General features: G+C 71.7%; 14 protein-coding genes and 4 pseudogenes. 7 read left to right on the top strand and 11 right to left on the bottom strand.

Annotated features, from left to right (window positions below):
• Positions 1 to 215: 215 nt before the first annotated feature.
• The gene (locus UG55_RS23340) at positions 216 to 647 is read left to right on the top strand and encodes a Zn-ribbon domain-containing OB-fold protein (protein WP_066073069.1); all 432 of its coding nucleotides are present in this window, start codon (positions 216 to 218) and stop codon (positions 645 to 647) included.
• 1 nt (position 648) lies between these two features.
• Positions 649 to 1,794 carry a thiolase family protein gene (locus UG55_RS23335; protein WP_066073066.1) on the top strand — a complete coding sequence of 382 codons (1,146 nt, stop codon included), beginning with the start codon at positions 649 to 651 and terminating at the stop codon, positions 1,792 to 1,794.
• Positions 1,795 to 1,855: 61 nt separating this feature from the next.
• On the opposite strand, the gene UG55_RS23330 is transcribed toward UG55_RS23335, so the two are convergent.
• The gene (locus tag UG55_RS23330) at positions 1,856 to 2,536 is read right to left on the bottom strand and encodes a class I SAM-dependent methyltransferase (RefSeq protein ID WP_242424986.1); all 681 of its coding nucleotides are present in this window, start codon (positions 2,534 to 2,536) and stop codon (positions 1,856 to 1,858) included.
• A gap of 421 nt (positions 2,537 to 2,957) precedes the next feature.
• Here UG55_RS23330 and UG55_RS23325 point away from each other — a divergent pair, with 421 nt between their 5' ends.
• Together UG55_RS23325 and UG55_RS23320 are read left to right on the top strand one after the other, a co-directional pair.
• Complete coding sequence (locus UG55_RS23325; RefSeq protein WP_128423146.1) at positions 2,958 to 3,452, top strand: MaoC family dehydratase; 495 nt, start codon at positions 2,958 to 2,960, stop codon at positions 3,450 to 3,452.
• Between the two features lie 201 nt (positions 3,453 to 3,653).
• A complete protein-coding gene (locus UG55_RS23320; RefSeq protein ID WP_066073142.1) occupies positions 3,654 to 4,460 on the top strand; it encodes a CoA ester lyase in 807 nt (268 codons plus the stop codon).
• A gap of 78 nt (positions 4,461 to 4,538) precedes the next feature.
• On the opposite strand, the gene UG55_RS23315 is transcribed toward UG55_RS23320, so the two are convergent.
• A complete protein-coding gene (locus UG55_RS23315) occupies positions 4,539 to 6,020 on the bottom strand; it encodes a CoA-acylating methylmalonate-semialdehyde dehydrogenase (RefSeq protein WP_066073060.1) in 1,482 nt (493 codons plus the stop codon).
• Positions 6,021 to 6,820: 800 nt separating this feature from the next.
• Here UG55_RS23315 and UG55_RS23310 point away from each other — a divergent pair.
• The 3 genes from UG55_RS23310 (at position 6,821) to UG55_RS23300 (ending at position 9,421) form a co-directional block, all read left to right on the top strand.
• Positions 6,821 to 7,684 carry an alpha/beta fold hydrolase gene (locus tag UG55_RS23310; RefSeq protein ID WP_066073058.1) on the top strand — a complete coding sequence of 288 codons (864 nt, stop codon included), beginning with the start codon at positions 6,821 to 6,823 and terminating at the stop codon, positions 7,682 to 7,684.
• A 60-nt stretch (positions 7,685 to 7,744) separates the two neighbouring features.
• Positions 7,745 to 8,410, top strand: a complete 666-nt coding sequence (locus tag UG55_RS23305; RefSeq protein ID WP_066073055.1) for a nitroreductase family protein — start codon at positions 7,745 to 7,747, stop codon at positions 8,408 to 8,410.
• 138 nt (positions 8,411 to 8,548) lie between these two features.
• Positions 8,549 to 9,421, top strand: coding sequence for a PaaI family thioesterase (locus UG55_RS23300; protein WP_242424985.1), 873 nt, complete (start codon positions 8,549 to 8,551; stop codon positions 9,419 to 9,421).
• 18 nt (positions 9,422 to 9,439) lie between these two features.
• Here the strand turns inward: UG55_RS23300 and UG55_RS23295 are convergent, their stop codons facing one another.
• The 9 genes and pseudogenes from UG55_RS23295 to UG55_RS29245 form a co-directional block, all read right to left on the bottom strand.
• Entirely contained in the window at positions 9,440 to 10,645 is a 1,206-nt protein-coding gene (locus tag UG55_RS23295) for an ABC transporter ATP-binding protein (RefSeq protein ID WP_396230988.1), read from the bottom strand.
• Positions 10,626 to 11,624, bottom strand: a complete 999-nt coding sequence (locus tag UG55_RS23290; protein WP_066073135.1) for an ABC transporter ATP-binding protein — start codon at positions 11,622 to 11,624, stop codon at positions 10,626 to 10,628. The genes UG55_RS23295 and UG55_RS23290 overlap by 20 nt, the downstream gene beginning before the upstream one ends.
• Before the next feature lie 144 nt (positions 11,625 to 11,768).
• Positions 11,769 to 13,340, bottom strand: a complete 1,572-nt coding sequence (locus UG55_RS23285; RefSeq protein WP_066073053.1) for an ABC transporter substrate-binding protein — start codon at positions 13,338 to 13,340, stop codon at positions 11,769 to 11,771.
• A gap of 161 nt (positions 13,341 to 13,501) precedes the next feature.
• Positions 13,502 to 14,464: an ABC transporter permease gene (locus UG55_RS23280; RefSeq protein ID WP_083987124.1), complete on the bottom strand. Its 963-nt coding sequence runs from the start codon at positions 14,462 to 14,464 to the stop codon at positions 13,502 to 13,504.
• Positions 14,461 to 14,693: pseudogene (locus UG55_RS42420) on the bottom strand (ABC transporter permease subunit); the annotation flags it as partial. The gene UG55_RS23280 and the pseudogene UG55_RS42420, both read right to left, overlap by 4 nt.
• Positions 14,694 to 14,698: 5 nt before the next feature.
• Positions 14,699 to 15,225, bottom strand: a pseudogene (locus UG55_RS42415) (ABC transporter permease); the annotation flags it as partial.
• 1 nt (position 15,226) lies between these two features.
• Positions 15,227 to 15,279, bottom strand: a pseudogene (locus tag UG55_RS42410) (hypothetical protein); the annotation flags it as partial.
• A 1-nt stretch (position 15,280) separates the two neighbouring features.
• A pseudogene (locus tag UG55_RS45705) lies at positions 15,281 to 15,414 on the bottom strand (ABC transporter permease); the annotation flags it as partial.
• Positions 15,415 to 16,609: 1,195 nt separating this feature from the next.
• Positions 16,610 to 17,753: alpha/beta hydrolase domain-containing protein (locus UG55_RS29245; RefSeq protein ID WP_066073047.1), on the bottom strand; the 1,144-nt coding region annotated here is incomplete at its 5' end.

The following is a 17,753-nucleotide window of genomic DNA, read 5'->3' as shown; positions in this document are numbered from 1 at the left end:
CTGCTGATCGCCATTGCCCGGCGCGCGGTCCGGACGACGTGGAGGGGTTGGAAACCGGTTGCTGGCCTCCCCGGTGACGGCTGTGTGGCGCCCTCGCACAGTGCGGCGGGCGGCCCGGCCCGGGGAACGGCCCCGGGCCGGCGTCTCCAGCTCCTTCGGCTGGCTGAGCCGGTGCTGAGTCCTATGCGGCCGGTCGCGATGCTAGGAGTGTTCTGATGGCCCAAGTTCCCTTTGCACCCGACGTTTTCACCTGGCCCGCCGATAGTCCACAGCTTATCGGCGCGCGTTGTGGCGGCTGTTCCGCGGTGACCTTTCCCGCGCAGGATTCCTGCCCGCGGTGCGGCCGACTGGAGATGGAACGGCGTCTGCTGCCCCGGAAGGGGACCCTGTGGACCTGGACCACCCAGGAGTTCCTGCCGAAGGCGCCCTACGCCAGCGGCGAGACGCCCGAGACCTTCCGTCCGTTCGCGGTCGGTCTCGTGCAGCTCGGCGACGACGTGCGCGTAGAAGGCCGCCTGACCGTGAGCGACCCCGAGCAGATCCGCTTCGGGATGGACCTGGAGCTGGTCGTCTATCCGTTCCGCACCGACGAGGACGGCACCCAGGTGATGTCGTACGCGTTCGCGCCGTCAGAGGGAGGAAACTGACATGGAGGACGTCGCGATCATCGGGGTGGGTATCCATCCCTTCGGGCGCTTCGGCAACAAGTCCGCGATCCAGATGGGCGCCGAGGCCGCCCGCGCGGCGCTCGCCGACGCGGGCATCGAGTGGAAGCAGGTGCAGTTCGCCTTCGGCGGCAGCTGTGAGGTGGACAACCCGGATGCGGTCGTCGGGCTGCTCGGGCTCACCGGCATCCCCTTCATGGACGTCTACAACGGCTGCGCGACCGCCGCGACCGCGCTGGACCTCACCGCCGACGCCATCCGGTTCGGCAAGTACGACATCGGTCTCGCGGTCGGCATGGACAAGCACGCGTTCGGGGCCTTCACCGCGGACCCGGTCCACTACAGCGCCCCGCCGTGGTACGGCGACATCGGTCACTTCCTGACCACGAAGTTCTTCGGCATGAAGATCAACCGCTACATGCACGACCACGGGATCTCTCACCAGACGCTGGCGCGGGTAGCCGCGAAGAACTACCGCAACGGCATCCTGAACCCCAATGCGTTCCGCCGCAAGGCACTGTCGGAGGAGGAGATCCTCTCCTCCACGATGCTCAACTACCCGCTCACCAAGTACATGTTCTGCAGCCCGGACGAAGGCGCCGCGGCGGTCATCCTCTGCCGGGCCGACATCGCGCGCCGCTACACCTCGAACCCCGTCTACCTGCGGGCGAGCATGCTGCGGACGCGTACCTACGGCGCGCACGAGGTGCACAGCTCCTGGGCGGCGGTGGAGCACGCCGACGCGCCCACCGTGTACGCCTCGCGGGCGGCGTACGAGGCCGCGGGCATCGGGCCCGAGGACGTCGACGTCATCCAGGTCCAGGACACCGACTCCGGTGCCGAGATCATCCACATGGCGGAGAACGGCTTCTGCGCGGACGGCGAGCAGGAGAAGCTCCTCGCCGAGGGGGCGACCGAGATCGGTGGCCGCCTGCCGGTGAACACCGACGGCGGGCTGATCGCCAACGGCGAGCCGGTCGGCGCGTCGGGCCTGCGGCAGATTCACGAGCTGGTGCTCCAGCTGCGGGGCCAGGCCGGGGACCGGCAGGTTCCGGGTAACCCGCGGGTCGGCTACGCCCAGCTCTACGGCGCGCCGGGCACGGCCGGCGTGTCGATCGTGTCGGTCTGACCTCGCCGTGGACGTCCGGACGCGAGTGCGGACGTCCGGACGTGGGGTGGGCCCGCCCGGGTCAGACCGGGCGGGCCAGCCGCAGCGCGTTCTCGACCCGGAAGCCGACCTGGCCGTTCGGGCGGGACATCGGGGCCTCGTAGACGTCCCGAAGATCCACTGACCAGCCGGCCACGGCGCCGCCGAGCTCGGCGAGGACGTCGTCCGGTGTGGTGAGGCGGGTGTACCAGGTCTCCCGGGGCTGCCAGGACGGCGCGCCGGAATGCCCCACCACCAGCAGGGTGCCGCCGGGAGCGACCCGGGCGGCCGCGGCGCGCAGGACCTCACCGCGGGGCATGCCGACCGGCGAGTGCAGGAACAGCGCGGTCACGAGTCCGAACGAGCCCGGGGGAGGACCGTCGGCGAGGTCCTGGCACAGCCAGGTGACCCGGTCGGCGACGCCAGCGGCCCGCGCGGCCTGCGCCGCCCGGGCCAGCGCCGTGGGCGCGACGTCGACGGCGGTGACCCGCCAGCCGCGGCCGGCCAGCCACAGCGCGTCGCCGCCCTCGCCGCAGCCCAGGTCGAGCGCGGTGGTCGGCGGCAGCGACTCGATCTCCCGGACGAGCAGCCCGTTCGGGGCACCGGTCCACATCCGGTCCGTCTGCCGGTAGCGCCGTTCCCAGAACTCGCCGCACCGACCGGGCTCGGTGCCGTCCGCGTGGGGAACGGCGTTCGGAACGTCGTCCGTCGTTCTGGGGGCCACCGGTTCATCGTCGGTCTGCCGGCCGGGTGCCGGCAGGCGACCTGGGTCCCGCGCGCGGGGTTCCTTCGCCTGCGCGGAACCCCCCACCGGTCGAACCCACCACCGGTCGAACCCACCACCGGTCGAACCCGCCACCGGTCGGGCCCGCCACCCGCCGCCCGCCGGCCGGGCCGGCACGGCGCCGACCGGACGGAATCGAAAACGCCCGGGAGAGTTGTTGGGCGGACCGTGCCGGCGCCAGCGGAAGCGATATTTCCCACCACGAACGCCGGCCGGCTCGACCACCGCCCGAGAAGCTGATATACGTTCCGGTGAGGCGCGTTACCGGCAGTGGGCGCGCGCGTTGACAGTCATGTTGCCCGATCCGTACAGTACAGGTCGTTGTGCGGCGGTGAAATCGGCGGAAAATTCAGGTGGAGACGTGACGCGCATTCAGCAGCGAGGGCTGTATTTCGAGGAACTGCAGACCGGGGTGGTCTACGCCCACAGTCCGGGCCGAACAATCGGCGAAGCGGACAACACCTTGTTCTCCACCCTCACGATGAATCCGCAGAGCCTGCATCTGGACGCCGCGGCGAGCGCCTCGACCGAGTTCGGCGAGCGGCTCGTCAACAGCATGATGACGCTTTCGGTCATGGTCGGCCTCAGCGTCGCGCAGCTCACCCAGGGCACGACGGTCGCGAATCTCGGGTTCGGCGAAATCAAGTTCCCGGCGCCGGTCTTCGCCGGTGACACGCTTTACGCCGAGACCGAGGTGCTGTCGAAGCGCGATTCCCGGTCGCGGCCGACGAATGGTCTGGTCGTCTTCCAGCACCGGGCCCGCAACCAGAAGGGTGAAATCGTCGCGCAGGCCGACCGCACCGCGCTCATGCGGCGCGTCCCGGTCGACGAGGGTAATTCCGCGGCGGCCGGCTGACCCCGCCGCGCACACTCCCGGCCGGGTGGCGGGCGGGGACACATTCCGACTTCCCCGCGCGGCACGAGCGGGATTCCCGCGGCGCTGGCCGTGGGTTTCCCGCTCGCCGCCGCCGACTGCCCGCCGGACAACTCCGTTGAGGTCCTGGAAGCTTCGTTTCCGCCCCGGCCCGAGGCCGGGAGTATCCACGAAGGAGACCTGATGTCCGAGTGGACCTTGGGCGCGTCCCTGCTGTTCTGCCCCGCGGACCGGCCGGAGCGCTACGCGAAGGCCCTGGCGGCGGCGGACACGGTGATCCTCGACCTTGAGGACGCGGTGGCCGCGGCGAAGCGCCCGGAGGCCCGCGAGGCGCTGCTGAAGAACCCGGTGGACCCGGACCGGGTCATCGTGCGGGTGAACCCGCGCTCGACGGCCGACTACGAAGAGGACATCCGCACGCTGCGGCAGACCGACTACCGCGTGATCATGCTGGCGAAGACCGAGAGCGCCCGGCAGGTCGAGGACGCCGCCCCGTTCCGGGTGGTCGCCCTGTGTGAGACGGCGCAGGGGGTGCTGGCCTCGCCGGAGATCGTGCGCGCCGCCAACGTGGCGGGCGTGATGTGGGGGGCCGAGGACCTGATGGCCTCCATCGGCGGCAGCGGCAGCCGCCTGCCGGACGGCCGCTACCGTGACATCCCCCGGTACGCCAAGTCCACGGTGCTGCTGAACGCCGCGGTGGCGGGGGTCCCCGCGATCGACACGGTGTTCCTGGACGTCCCGGACACCGACAGCCTGCGGGCCGAGGCCGACGAGGCGGTCGCGTCCGGCTTCGTGGCGAAGGCCTGCATCCACCCGTCGCAGGCGGCGGTGGTCCGGGCGGCCTTCCGGCCGTCGGCCGACGAGGTCACCTGGGCCGAGCGGGTCGTGGCGGGCAGCACCGACAGCGCGGTGTTCCTGCTCGACGGTCAGATGATCGACGCGCCGCTGGTGGCGCAGGCCCGCCAGATCCTGCGCCGGGCGGCGAGCTGAGGGAGCGGCCACCGGCGGGGGGCCGACCGCCCGACCGCCCGACCACCCGGTCGGGTTCGGTCGGCCCCGCCGCGGCGGTCAGTCGTTCGAGGGGAAGACCAGGTTGACCTTGCTGGTCGCGCGCTCCGGCCAGCGTGAGGTGACGACCTTCGGCCGGGTGTAGAAGCGGATCCCCTCCGGGCCGTAGATCGGGGCGTCGCCGAAGATGGACGCCTTCCAGCCCCCGAAGGAGTGCCAGGCGACCGGCACCGGGATCGGGACGTTGATGCCGATCATGCCGACGTCCACCTGGCGGGTGAAGCGGCGGGCGGCGCCGCCGTCCCGGGTGAACAGGGCCACCCCGTTGCCGTACTGGTTGCTGTTGATCAGCTCGATGGCGTCGTCGTAGCTGTCGACCCGCACGACGCTGAGGACCGGGCCGAAGATCTCGTCGTCGTAGACCCGCATTCCCGGCTTCACCCCGTCGACGAGCGTGCAGCCGACGAAGTACCCGTTCTCCTCGCCGGTCGCCGAGCCGTCGACGACGACGCGCGCGCCCTCGTCGGGGGCGTTGCGCACGTACGACCGCACCCGGTCCCGGTGCTCGGCGGTGATCAGCGGGCCCATCATCGCCGTGGAGTCGGTGGCCGGCCCGACCACGATGTCGGGGATGCGGGCCGCGATGGCCTCGACGAGGTCGTCGGCGATGCCGCCGACCGCCACCACCACCGAGATCGCCATGCAGCGCTCGCCGGCCGAACCGTAGCCGGCCGAGATCGCGGCGTCGGCGGCGGCGTCGAGGTCGGCGTCGGGCAGCACCACCATGTGGTTCTTCGCGCCGCCCAGCGCCTGCACCCGCTTGCCCGCCGCGGTGCCCGTCTCGTAGATGCTCCGGGCGACCGGCGTGCTGCCGACGAACGACACCGCGTCGACGTCCGGGTGGGCGAGCAGCGCCTGGACGGCTTGGGCGTCACCCTGCAGCACGTTGAACACCCCGGCGGGGAATCCCGCCCGGGTGACGAGGTCCGCGAGCAGCAGCGACGCCGACGGGTCCTTCTCCGACGGCTTGAGGATGAAGGTGTTGCCGCAGGCGACCGCGTTCGCCAGCATCCACAGCGGGACCATGACCGGGAAGTTGAACGGGGTGATGCCCGCGACCACGCCGACGGGGTGCAGTTCGGTGTGGACGTCCACCCCCCGGGAGACCTCCGAGCTGTGCGCGCCCTTGAGCAGGTGCGGGATGCCGCAGGCGAACTCCACGCACTCGATGCCCCGGGCCACCTCGCCGAGCGCGTCGGAGTGGACCTTGCCGTGCTCGGCCGCGACCGCCGCGGCGAGCTCGTCCCGGCTGCTGTCGAGCAGCTCACGCAGGCGGAACAGCAGGTTGGTGCGGCGGCTGAGGGAGGACGAGCCCCAGGTGCGCGCGGCGACGGTCGCGGCGCGCACCGCCTCGTCGACGTCCGCCTGGGAGGCGAGGGTGACCTGCGCGGTCTGCACCCCGCGGGCCGGGTCGAACACCGGCCCGAAGCGGCCCGAGGAGGTCGCTGACGTACCGTTGATCCAATGGCCGATCGTCTTCACGCGGGCGTACTCCTGACTCGCATCCGGGCCGGGTGCCCGGTGCCGGGATGGACATGACTGGGCGAGGTGGCCGTGGGTCCTGCCGGCCACCGTGGTCCTGGTGGTGATTCACCAACCGCTGGAGCTTTCGGCATTCTTCCCGAGGATCTTCGCGCGCGTATCGGATGCGGGCGGGCGGGCGGGCGGGCCGGGCCGGGGTGCCACGGCTCCGGTGCTGCGGGGCAGCGGTGGTCCCGGCGCGGAAAATCCGTCCCGGAGAGGACGCCGTCGTGGCCCGCGGCCGTGACGGGCTTCGGTGCCCGGTGCTGTTTCCGGTCAGACCGGAAAGCCACGCGGTGGTTTCTCCGGAGGTACTCGGACGGCCGGTTTTCTGGTGTGGAGAACAGCGTTTCCGTCGATATGGTGAGATCGCCCGGCGTCTCTCTGGGTATCTCGGGGCCGAGTGTGCCAGGAATGGGCGGAATCCAGCCGAAGCCGGTCTTCGCCGGAACGGTCTTTGATTCGGGTCGCCGGTCGACGGTGCTGGCGGAAACCTGATCGGTCACGGCGCGGGTTTTCCCGAAGAACGACAGGGCACCGCGGCCGGAGGGTGGACGGCCCGGTTGATCGGTCGGCCGTCGAAGATCCGTGAGGATGGGCCGCCGGTGGCCGCGCCCCGGTGCTCCCGGTCGCGGTACGTCGCCGGCAGGTGACGGATTAACAATGCCGGCGGCCGGGATCGGTGTGGGTCCGCTTCGCCGTTGAAGAGATCGGCCGCATTTGGGGAACTTGACATAGATATCAATGTTAATATGTGAGCCATGACACGAGCAAGGGTGAATGGGTTATCGATCTCTTACGAACTGATCGGTACCACCGGTCAACCCTGGGCCGTCACTCCGGGTGGCCGATACAGCAAGGATGACCCGGGCATACGGGAGCTTGCCACCGAACTGGCGCGGACCGGCCGGCGCGTGCTGATCTGGGACCGGCCGAACACCGGCGCGTCGGACGTCTGCTTCGAGGGGGCGTCCGAGTCGGAGATGCAGGCGGACACCCTCGCCGCGCTGATCCGCCACCTCGACCTCGGCCCGACCGTGATCGCCGGTGGCTCGGGCGGCTCGCGGGTGTCGCTGCTCACCGCCGCGCGGCACCGCGACATCACCGCCGGCCTCGCCATCTGGTGGCTCACCGGCGGTGTGTACGGGCTGATGAGTCTGGCGGTCCACTACGCCGGCGGCTCCTTCACCGCCGCCTGGCGGGACGGTATGGAGGCGGTCGCCGCGCTGCCGGAATGGGCCGTGCCCATCGAGCGGAACCCGGGCAACCGGCAGCGCATCCTCGACCAGGACCGCGGTGAGTTCCTGGCGACCATGGAACGGTGGATGGCGGTGTACTGCCCGCGGGAGGGGGAGCTCGTCCCCGGGGTGCCCGACGCCGACGTCCGCAAGCTGGACGTCCCGGCCCTGGTGCTGCGCAGCGGCGAGAGCGACCGGCACCACCGGCGGGAGACCTCGGAGCGCATCGCGGAGCTGCTGCCCCGGGCGGTGCTCAGGGAGCCGCCGTGGGGCGACACCGAATGGGAGGACCGACATACCCCGGAGGCCCAGAAGGAAGGCCTGTTCTTCCGGTGGCCGCTGCTCGCCCCGATGCTCGTCGCCTGGGCGGACGAGGCGCTGGGCTGACCGTGCCCCACGGCGGCGCGGTTTGACCCGCGCCGCCGCGGTGGTGGAGGTTCACTAGTCATGAGTGATCTGGAGGCCGGCGCGCCCACCATCGACCTGCGCGAGGCCATGCGGACGGCGCGCTCGCTGCGCCGGTTCCGGCCGGACCCGGTGTCCGACGAGGTGCTCACCCGTTGCCTGGAGGCCGCGACCTGGGCCCCCTCCGGCTCGAACGCGCAGAACTGGAGGTTCCTGGTCCTGCGCTCCCCGGAGGTCCGCGCGGTGCTGGGCCCGGCCTTCCGGGAGGGCTGGGACTGGGTCCGCACCATCTACGGCCAGTCGGCCGAGCCGCCGGCGCCGGACGACACCTCGCGGCAGGCACGGCTGACCCGCACCATGCTGCACCTGGTCGACAACTTCGAGAGCGTGCCGGTCTACATCCTGTTCTGCCACCGGCTGACCGGCTTCGTGCCGGAGTTCATCGAGGGCGGCTCGATCTTCCCGGCGATGCAGAACTTCCTGCTCGCCGCCCGCGCCGAAGGGCTCGGCACGGTTCCCAGCACGTGGTTCACCTTCGGTGAGGACAAGCTGCGCTCGATCATCGGCATCCCCGACGACTGGCGGATCGCCGCGCTGGTCGCGGCCGGGTGGCCGGAGGGTCGGCACGGGCCGGTCCGACGCCGGCCGCTGCACACCGTGACCGCGCTCGACACCTGGGACAACCCGTTCATCAGGCCGGAGGCCTGAGTGTGTCCTTGCTGACAAGCATCCTGCCCAGCTTGTTCTGACGGCGCGACCAGCCGCAGGATGCGGAGGTCGGCCGTGCCATGCGTCCCTGCATCGTGGCGACAGACGCCGCGCGGGAGAGCATGGAGGGGGTAGTTCGTGAGCAGCGGTCCGGCCCTGGTGACAGGCCCGTCAGATCCGCGGTTGCACCCGGGGGCGGACAGCGCCGGCCACCCGGCGGCGCCGGCCGGGCCGGTCGAGGAGATCGGCGGGCCGCAGTCGATCTTCCGAATCCACGGCTACCGGCCGGTGCCCGACGGCACCGACCTGGCCATGCGGGTCGGCCCCTGGCTGGACGGGTTCGGCGGCATGCCCGCGGTGGGCTCCCTCGGCGTGCTCGTGGACGACGTGCTCGGTCGCCCGGTCTTCCTGGCCAGGCCGGCGGGGACGCACCTGGTGACCTTCGAGTTGTCCCTGGAGGTCGTCGCGCCGCCGCCGTGGTCGGGGCCGGAGCTGCGGGCCCACGGGACCGTGCTGGACGTGGACGCCGCCCGCGGGCTGTCCCGGTGCGAGATCCGTGACGGCGCCGGCCGGCTCGTCGCGACCGCCCGGGCGCACCTGCGCTTCGTCGCCGCCGGTTGGGCGCAGCCGGAACAGATCCGCCCCACGACCCTGGCCGCCGCCGCCGAGCTCTCGGCGCTGGACACCCTCGGGCCGGACGTGCCCGATCTCGGCGGGAGGCGTTTCGTCGTCCCGGCCCGGCCGGAGTTCGGCAACGGCAGCGGGGCGGTGCACGGGGGCATCCTGTTCTGCGGCTGCGAGCAGGCTGCCGCCGCCGACGACCCGCAGGGGCGGCTGCAGACGATCTCCGTCAGCATCCACTACCTGCGGCGGGCCGGGCTGGAAGCACCCGTCGTCTACGAGGTCGAGCCGGAGCACCGCGGGCGTTCGGTGGCCGTCTACCGGGTGACCGCCCGTGGCGCCGGTGGGAAGCCGTGTGCCGTGGCCACCGTGGCCCGCGCCGCCCGCTGACGGCCCGCGCCGGTGTCTCTAGGCGGTCCCGTCCCCGCCGGGAGGCGTGGGCGTGGCCCCGCCGAGCGTTTTCGCGGGGCCTGACGCCTCCGCCTCGCCGGCTGGTTTCGCCTCGCCGGTGGTCGGCACGTCAGCGGGTTCGGCCGTGGCGGTGGCGGGCTCCGCGGTGGCGGGTTCCGCGGTGGCGGTCGCGGGCTCCGGCGTGGCGCTCGCGGGCTCCGCGGTGATGGTCACCGGGGCCAGCGGGAAGTGGCAGGCGGCGTACTGGCCCGGGCGGACCTGGAGAACGGGTGGCTCCTCGGCCGCGCAGCGTTCCTCGGCCCGCGGGCACCGGGTGCGGAAGCGGCAGCCGGCCGGCGGGTCCAGCGGCGAGGGCAGGTCGCCCTCCAGCGCCGGGCCGGTGAAGCCCCGGCCGGCGTCGGTCAGCGGGACGGAGTCCAGCAGGGCCCGGGTGTAGGGGTGCGCGGGCGAGTCGTAGACCAGGTCGGAGTCACCGAACTCGCACACCTTGCCCAGGTACATCACCAGCACGTCGTCGCTCACCGCCCGCACGACCCCGAGGTCGTGGGCGATGAACACGACCGTCAGCTCGAACTCGGCCTTGAGCTCCTCGATCAGGTTGAGGATCTGGGCCTGGACGGAGACGTCCAGCGCGGAGACCGGCTCGTCGCAGATCAGCAGCCGGGGGCGCAGCGCGAGCGCCCGGCCGATCGCCACCCGCTGTGCCTGCCCGCCGGAGAGCTGGCGGGGCAGCATGTCGGCGAAGCGCTCACCGCCCAGGCCCACCTGCTGCAGGATCGCGGCGGACGCGGCCGTGCGCTGCTCCTTCGGCGCGCCGGTGACGCTCAGGCCCTCGACCACGATGTCCTTGACGCTGCGCCGCGGGTTCAGCGAGGCCACCGGATCCTGGAAGATCATCTGGATGGACCGCCTGAGCTCGCGCAGCCGGCCCGCGCTGGCGGTGTCGATCCGTTCACCGGCGAAGTCGATCTCGCCGGCGGTCAGCCGGTCGAGGCGCAGCACGGCCCGGCCGGTGGTCGACTTCCCGCAGCCCGACTCACCGACGATGCCGAGGGTTTCGCCGGGCAGGACGTCGAAGCTGACCTTGGAGACGGCCTGTACGACCCCGCCCTTCGTCGGATGCTCGACGACCAGATCCCGAACGCTGAGCAGGGCGTCCGATCCGCGCAGATGCGCGGTGCCGCTACCGGCCAACGAGCTCACCTCCGGTGACGTGGTCGGCGCCGGCCGGCACCGGGTACAGGCAGGCGACGTGGTGGTCGGTGCCCACGGAGACCATCCGCGGCCCGGGGTCGGCGCAGTCGGCCTCGGCGTGCGCGCAGCGGGCCCCGAACCGGCAGCCCGGGGGAGGAGCCGTCGGATCAGGAAGCGAACCGGAGATGAGCCGCATCGGCGCGTGCCGCTCGTGGTCGATCGTCGGTGTCGCCGCGAGCAGCGCGTGGGTGTAGCGGTGCCGCGGGGCGTCGAAGACCTCGCGGGTCGCGCCGGCCTCGGCCAGCCGGCCCGCGTACATCACCGCGGTGCGGTCGGTGCGGCCCGCGACGACCGCCAGATCGTGGCTGATGAGGATCATGGACATGCCGTGGCTGCGCTGGACCCGGCGCAGCAGGTCGAGGATCTGGCGCTGCACGGTGACGTCCAGCGCGGTGGTGGGCTCGTCCGCGATCAGCAGGGTCGGTTCGCAGGCCAGCGCGCCGGCGATCATGACCCGTTGGCGCATGCCGCCGGAGAGCTCGTGGGGGTAGTTGCGCAGTCGGCGCTCGGGGTCGGGCACCCCGACCTCCCGCAGGAGGTCGAGGGCCCGTCCGCGTGCCTCGGTCCGGCCGACACCGAGGTGCCTGCGCATGCCCTCGGTCAGCTGCCGCTCCACCCGGACGACCGGGTTGAGCGAGCGGCCCGGATCCTGGAACACCATCGCGATGTGTTTGCCCCAGATCTCCGCGCGCTGCCGGCGGGGCAGGGTGAGCAGGTCCCGGCCCTGGAAGAGCACCTCGCCCGAGCAGCCGGACCGGGCGGGCATCAGGCCCATGATCGCCCGCGCCATCACCGACTTGCCCGACCCGGACTCGCCGACCACACCGAGGGCCTGCCCGCCGGCGAGGTCGAGGGACACGTCGTCGACGGCCCGGACGACACCGCGGGGAGTGCCGATGTAGGCACACAGGTTGCGAACCTGCAGCACAGGCGCACCGTTCGCGGTCGGTTCACCGCTCGCGGTCGGTGTGACGGCCGCCTTCTGCGCGGCGTTCGCCTTCTGAACGGCGGTCACGGGTTGCGGGGTACTCATGGGGTTGCGGGACCTCTCATCCGTCCTCCGGTCGGCCGACTACTTCTTGATCCAGATCTCCTCGGGGAGCAGGGAGCCGCTGCCGTACTGCCGGAGCCCGCCGACGTTGGCGCCACCGATCGCGGCGAAGGTCGCCCGCGTGTAGTAGACGACCGGGGTGAGCTCGGCGAGCCGCTGCTGGACCTTGGCGTAGGCGGCCTTGCGGTCCGCGTCCGTGGCCGCGGTCCGCCCGGCGCTCAGCGCGTCGGTGAGCTGCTGGTCCGAGATGCCCGACAGGTTCGCGGCGGAGCCGGCGGAGAACGCCGTCGTCAGCCGGGGGTCGGGGGCGCGGAAGAAGGACGAGGACACCAGGACGTCGAAGTTGTAGGTCGCCCGCAGCGCGGGGATCTCCGCGAAGTCGACGACCTTCACCTCCACCTTCACGTTCTTGAAGGTGGCGAGCTGTGCCTGGATGTTCTCCGCGAGCGACTTGTTCTCCGTGCTCGGGAACGCGCTGAAGGTGAAGGTGACCGGCTTGCCCTCAGCCGCCAGCTCATCGAACAGTGCCTGGGCCTTGGCCCGGTCGGTCTTGTGCAGCGGCGTGTTCTCGAACAGCGGCGACTCCGCGGTGAACAGGGTCTCGGGCACCGTGGTGGTGCCGTTGTACACGGCGAGGTTCACCGCCTCCAGGTCGATCGCGGCGCTGAACGCCTGGCGGGCGCGGACGTCGTCGAAGGGCGCGCGGCGGGTGTTGAGTGCCATGAAGAAGCCGCCGTTGAGCGTCTCCACGTTCACCGACAGGTCCGCGGAGTTGCCCTTGTCGATGTTCTCCGGGTTCGAGTCGATCGCCACATCGGCGCCGCTGCTGGTCACGGTGTTGATCCGCTGGCCGGCATCGGAGACGGGACGGACGACGAGGCTGTCGAGGTAGGGCTTGGGCGCGTCCCAGTACTTCGGGTTCTTCGCCAGGCGGAGGTCGGCCTGGCGGGTCCAGCTCTGCAGGGTGAAGGGCCCGGCCCCGATCGGCTTCTCGTCGAAGGCGGCCTGGCCCTGCTTGAGGGCCGCGGGCGAGGCGATCCAGTTCAGTGAGCTGTTGACGACGGCGCCGGCGAAGGACGGGACGGGTTCGCGCATCGTCGCCTTCAGCGTCACGCTGTCGACGACCTCGGTGGAGGCGATCAGGGACGCCTCGGCGAGGTAGGTCGACCGGACGGCCGGGTCCTTGGTGCGGTCCCAGTTGAACTTGACGGCTTCGGCGTCGAGCGGGGTGCCGTCGGAGAACACCAGCCCGGAACGCAGCTTCAGGGTGAAGGTCGCGCCCTCGTCGGTGCTCTCGAAGGACTCGGCCATCCGGTATTCGATCTTGCCGGTCGCGTCGTCGATCAGGAGGGTTCCGTAGAGGGCGTTGCCGACGACCGCCGCAATGGGTGCCGCGTTGCCGAGCACGGCGGGATCGAGGCTGCTCGGGTCGCTGAGCGAAAGGATCCGCCCCTCGCCGCCTGCCACCGGCGCGCCGGTGGCACCGGACGAGGAGGATGTGTCGGCCGCTTCGCTGCCGCCGCCGCAGGCCCCGAGAGCGAGTGCCGCACCGCATAGCACCGCGGTGGCGGCTAACCGGGTCTTACTGAACATGTGCACCCTTCCGTCGGGTTCTTGCGGAGGTTTCACCAGTGGTGATATGGCAAGTGCATAAGGTGATGTCTGGCGACGTGTTCGGCCGCCCGGCGCCTCGATGGAGCTGACCGGCGAGGTCGGCTCCGCGGTGCCGGGTGGGGGCAGGGAGAGAGCGGGAACTAGTCGCGCATGGTGCGGTCGAAGCGCCGGCGCAGGTGATCGCCCGCCTGGTTGAGGGCGAACACGGTGAAGAAGATCGCCGCGGCCGGGACGAAGACCATGTGCGGCGCCTTCTCGATCGCGTCCTTGCCGTCCGCGATCATGCCGCCCCAGCTGGGCTGTGGCGGGGGAATCCCGACGCCCAGGAAGCTCAGCGACCCCTCGGCGACGATCAGCGCGGCCATGACGACCGGCAGGAAGGCGCCCAGTGGCGGCAGCAGATTGGGAAGGATCTCCTTCAGCAGGATCCGGCCGTGGCTGGCGCCCATGTTCCGCGCCGCGGTCACGAACTCGCGGGACGCCCAGGCGAGCGTGTTGGCCAGGGAGAGCCGGACGAAGGTCGGGATGATCAGCAGGGTCAGGCCCACCAGCAGCGTCCGCACACTGGGCGTCAGGATCGAGGACAGGGCGAGCAGCAGGATCAGCGGCGGGAAGGCCAGCATCGCGTCGGTCACCAGGGTGATGACTCCGTTGACGGCCCGGCCCAGATAGCCGGCGACCATCCCGAGCATCGTGCCGATGGCCGCGCCGATCAGCCCGGCGACGGCACCGACCAGCAGCGAGACCCGGGCACCGTAGACGCAGCGGGAGAGCATCGACCGGCCCTGCTGGTCGCTGCCCAGCAGCATGTCGAACGAGCTGAGGCTCGGCGGCTGGCGCGGCCGGTCGACCGGCACGGAGTAGGACGCCAGTGGGAGCAGGTCGGCGGTCACGGCCAGCAGGATCGTCAGGATCAGCCAGCCGTAGGACAGGTACACCAGGATCGGGCGGCGCTCGCGCACCACGGGGACGTCCGGCAGGGTGTGGGCGGCCGGCGGGTCGGCGGCCGCCTCCTCGGCGCCCCCGGGTAACCCGGCGATGCTCTGCGCGGTGCTCTGTGTGGTGCTCTCGGCGGGGCTCTTCACCACGTCGGGGCTGGTCATGCCTTGGCCGCCTTCCTGACGCGCGGGTCGAGCCAGCCGTAGCTGAGATCCACGATCATGTTGATGAGCACATAGGTCGCGGCGATGAACACGACCACTCCCTGCACGGTGATCACGTCGCGGGCGGTGATCGAGTGGATGACGAGCTGCCCGAGGCCGGGCAGGGAGAAGAAGGACTCGACGATCACCGTGCCGCCGATCAGCCGGCCCAGGTTGATGCCGACGAGGGNGACNAGCGAGAACGACGAGGGGCGCAGCGCATGCCGGGCCATCACGTAGGCCGGGCTCATCCCCTTGGCGCGGGCCGCCCCGATGAAGTCCTCCCGCAGGGTGCTCATCAGGTCCGTCCGTAGCAGGCGGTGGAACGAGGCGATCTCGGTCAGCGCGATCGCGATCACCGGCAGGACGACGGAACGCAGGTTCTCGCCGGGATCCTCGCTGATCCGGGTCCAGCCGGTCACCGGGAACCAGCCGAACTGCAGCGCGAAGACGTAGACGAGCACCGGCCCGGCGATGAAGGCGGGCACCGAGAGGAACACCGAGGACAGCGCGGTGATCGCGCGGTCGAGCGGGGAACCCGGCCAGGTCGCGGACGCCACCGCCAGCGGCACGGCGACGGCCAGCGCGACCACCAGGCCCAGCAGTGCCAGCTCCAGGGTCACGGGCAGCCGTTCGAGGATCGCGTCGAGGACGGCCTGGTGCGTGATCGGGGACTCGCCCAGGTCACCGGTGACGGCGTCGCCGATCCAGTGCAAGTACTGNGACCACAGGGGCCGGTCAAGACCAAGCTCGGCGTTGAGTGCGTCGATGGCCTCNGGTGTCGCGTTCTCTCCCAGGATGACGGCGGCGGCCGACCCCGGTGCCAGGCTCAGCAGCGCCACGGCCCCCATGGTCACGAGTAAGACCACGAGCAGGGCGCGGCCGAGGCGTCTCGCAGCGGTGAGCAGCATGCAGCTCGCTTCCTTGATCGTTCGACGCTCATGCGGACAACACGACCGGAACTCGACCTGTGTGCATCGCCGAGGGCGAATACGTCGATATGTCGTGGGCACCGTTATAGCCCCAGATCGCGCCGTTGCCAACATTCTGGTTGACGTCGGTAGGGCCCGCCCGCCGGTGCCGCTGACCTGCCCATCGGGCGGCGGTCCAGCGGCTGCGTGATGGTGGCCACCATCTGGATCATGGTCTTTGTCGGCACCGTTCGCGACATTTCGGACACGGCGTTCCCGTCTGAGGGAGCGTGATATATCCATGGCGAAAACGTGGTTCCGGACGTTCACGGCGATATTAAAAAGCCATTGTTTTGCCCTTGTCGGGGATCGTGCGGTGTCGCGTCAACCGGCTCTGGGCCTGCTGCCACAGCTCTGTGGCAGATCGCTGTCGGCGGGTGGGCGAGTGGCACAGCGCGGCGTACGCCGTCCGCTTTTGCGGCGGGTGTGGGTGGCTGTCCGGTGGCCGCCGCTCGCGCCTGCCCGCGGGTGAGATCACCACGATCATCATCAAAGGGAGAGTCGGACCGCCGGTCCGTTTTCTGCGAATGTGCTCCGCGACCCGCTACGCGCGCGCCCGGCCTTCCGCCGGGCGCCGTGGGCCGCGTGGGCAGTGGGCGGTGACCGTGAGCATCGGCTCGCGCGGGGCGGGCGGCCCGGCCGGTCCGGTGCGCCCAGCCCGGTGCATGGAGCCCGGCGGGGGAGCGGAGCCGAGCCCGGCTCCGGGTCGGGGCGCCGCCACCGGCCGCCGGCCGGGTGCGGCGGGTCGGTGGTGGGCGGCACCAGCTCCGGCGCTCCCGGGCCAGGCGGCCGGAGACCCCCCGGATCTGCGGGTTTCTGCGGGAATGCGGGCCGGCGCCCGTCGCGGGCAGGCCGTGTGCCCCGCGCCCGCCCGGCCTGCTCCGCGCGGGCGGGTGCCGGTGGGTCCGGGCGCCGCCGGCGGTGGGACGGGTGCCGGCGGTGGGACGGGCGCAGCCGGTGGGACGGGCACCGGTGGAGGGACGGGCGCCGGCGGCGGGACAGGGCACGGTGAGGTGTGCTCGCCGCCGGCCTCGGCCGCCGCTGTCCCGTCAGCCACGCACTGCCGGCGGTGGCCCGCCAGCCTTACGAATAGCCGCGGACAAGCCCTGCCCGAGAAGGGACCGGGCGAAGGCGGTCAGGCCGGTATTGCGGCAGAATCCGCCAGAGCCAGCAACGCCGGCCGGTCTTCAGGAAGAACGAATCCGTCCTTGATCACTGATTCGCACAACCGACTGTACTGATCTTTGTAGTCTGCCGCCGAAGAATAGAGTTCGGCGAGTCGGGAGGCCGGCAACGGGCGGGTCGAGCCGGCGAGTGCGCAGATAGTCGACGGGTTCGGGCCGGGCTCCCCCGACAGGGCCGCGACCGGCAGGTCCACCGGTGGCGTCCGAATACCTCCGGCGGCGATTCCGTCCGCGTTCCGCACGATCCGCGGCTGCGCGCCGTCGGTGACCTCCACCCGGGGCGCGGACGGCGGCGGCGAGCCGTCCGTGAGCCAGGTGACCAACGCCCGCAGGCCCGCCTTGGCGACCAGGTGCAGCGGCCCGCTGTTGATCGGCACGCCGCAGTCGAGCGCCGCGGTGGCCACCCCGAGCAGGTGGGTGGCGACGTGGGCGGTGCCGGCCACCTCCCACAGCCGGAAGGTCGTACCGTCCGGCTGGCGGGCCCGCTGGGAGTTGAGCACGCCGGTGAGGTCGCTCTCCGTCTGCAGATCCAGGACGGGCGTGCCCAGGTCCGTCCGGAAGACCGTGGGTGTGCCGTCGAGTGCCCCGGCGAGGTCGGCGTTCTCGCCCGGCTCGACCAGCGGGAGCCCGGTCGCGCCCCGGCTGTGCACGAGGAAGCCGTCGAACGCGCGGGTCAGCGGCTGTATCCCGTTGAGGTAGGCCACCAGCGCGAAGGCCGACTGGGACTCGCCGGCGGCGATCAGGAGCCGGGGGTGCTGCCCGCCGAGGCCCGCGCCGCCGCGCAGGGCCCGGGCGACCTGGGTCAGGATGTCGTACGCCGAGCCGCTGCGCCGAGACGCCGGTCCCGGCCAGGCCGTGGTTCCGCGGCCCGGAAGTGGTCTCGCGGCCCGGCCGTCGCGGCCGGTCAGCTGCGCTGTGCCGGGTGGCGGTGGCGCGTGGCGGGGCCGGGTGGCGGTGGCGCCGCGGCGGGGCCGTGCGACTGCCTGGCGTAGCCGGGGCGGGTGGGTGTGTTCGGTGATCTGACGGTGGCGGTCAGCGTTTCGGGTGCGGGCGCGGGTGTGGCGGTGCGGCGACTGAAGACCTCGTGGTGTCTCT

The organism is Frankia sp. EI5c, assembly GCF_001636565.1.
GTDB lineage: Bacteria > Actinomycetota > Actinomycetes > Frankiales > Frankiaceae > Parafrankia.
The sequence above is the reverse complement of the archived record's forward strand: the minus strand, read 5'-3'. Positions and strand labels throughout refer to the sequence as shown.

Excerpts from the sequence above, each read along its gene's own strand:
- UG55_RS23340 (WP_066073069.1), top strand. The coding sequence starts at position 216 with ATGGCCCAAGTTCCCTTTGCACCCGACGTTTTCACCTGGCCCGCCGAT.
- UG55_RS23335 (WP_066073066.1), top strand. The coding sequence starts at position 649 with ATGGAGGACGTCGCGATCATCGGGGTGGGTATCCATCCCTTCGGGCGC.
- UG55_RS23320 (WP_066073142.1), top strand. The coding sequence starts at position 3,654 with ATGTCCGAGTGGACCTTGGGCGCGTCCCTGCTGTTCTGCCCCGCGGAC.
- UG55_RS23310 (WP_066073058.1), top strand. The coding sequence starts at position 6,821 with ATGACACGAGCAAGGGTGAATGGGTTATCGATCTCTTACGAACTGATC.
- UG55_RS23305 (WP_066073055.1), top strand. The coding sequence starts at position 7,745 with ATGAGTGATCTGGAGGCCGGCGCGCCCACCATCGACCTGCGCGAGGCC.
- UG55_RS23285 (WP_066073053.1), bottom strand. The coding sequence starts at position 13,340 with ATGTTCAGTAAGACCCGGTTAGCCGCCACCGCGGTGCTATGCGGTGCG.
- UG55_RS23280 (WP_083987124.1), bottom strand. The coding sequence starts at position 14,464 with ATGACCAGCCCCGACGTGGTGAAGAGCCCCGCCGAGAGCACCACACAG.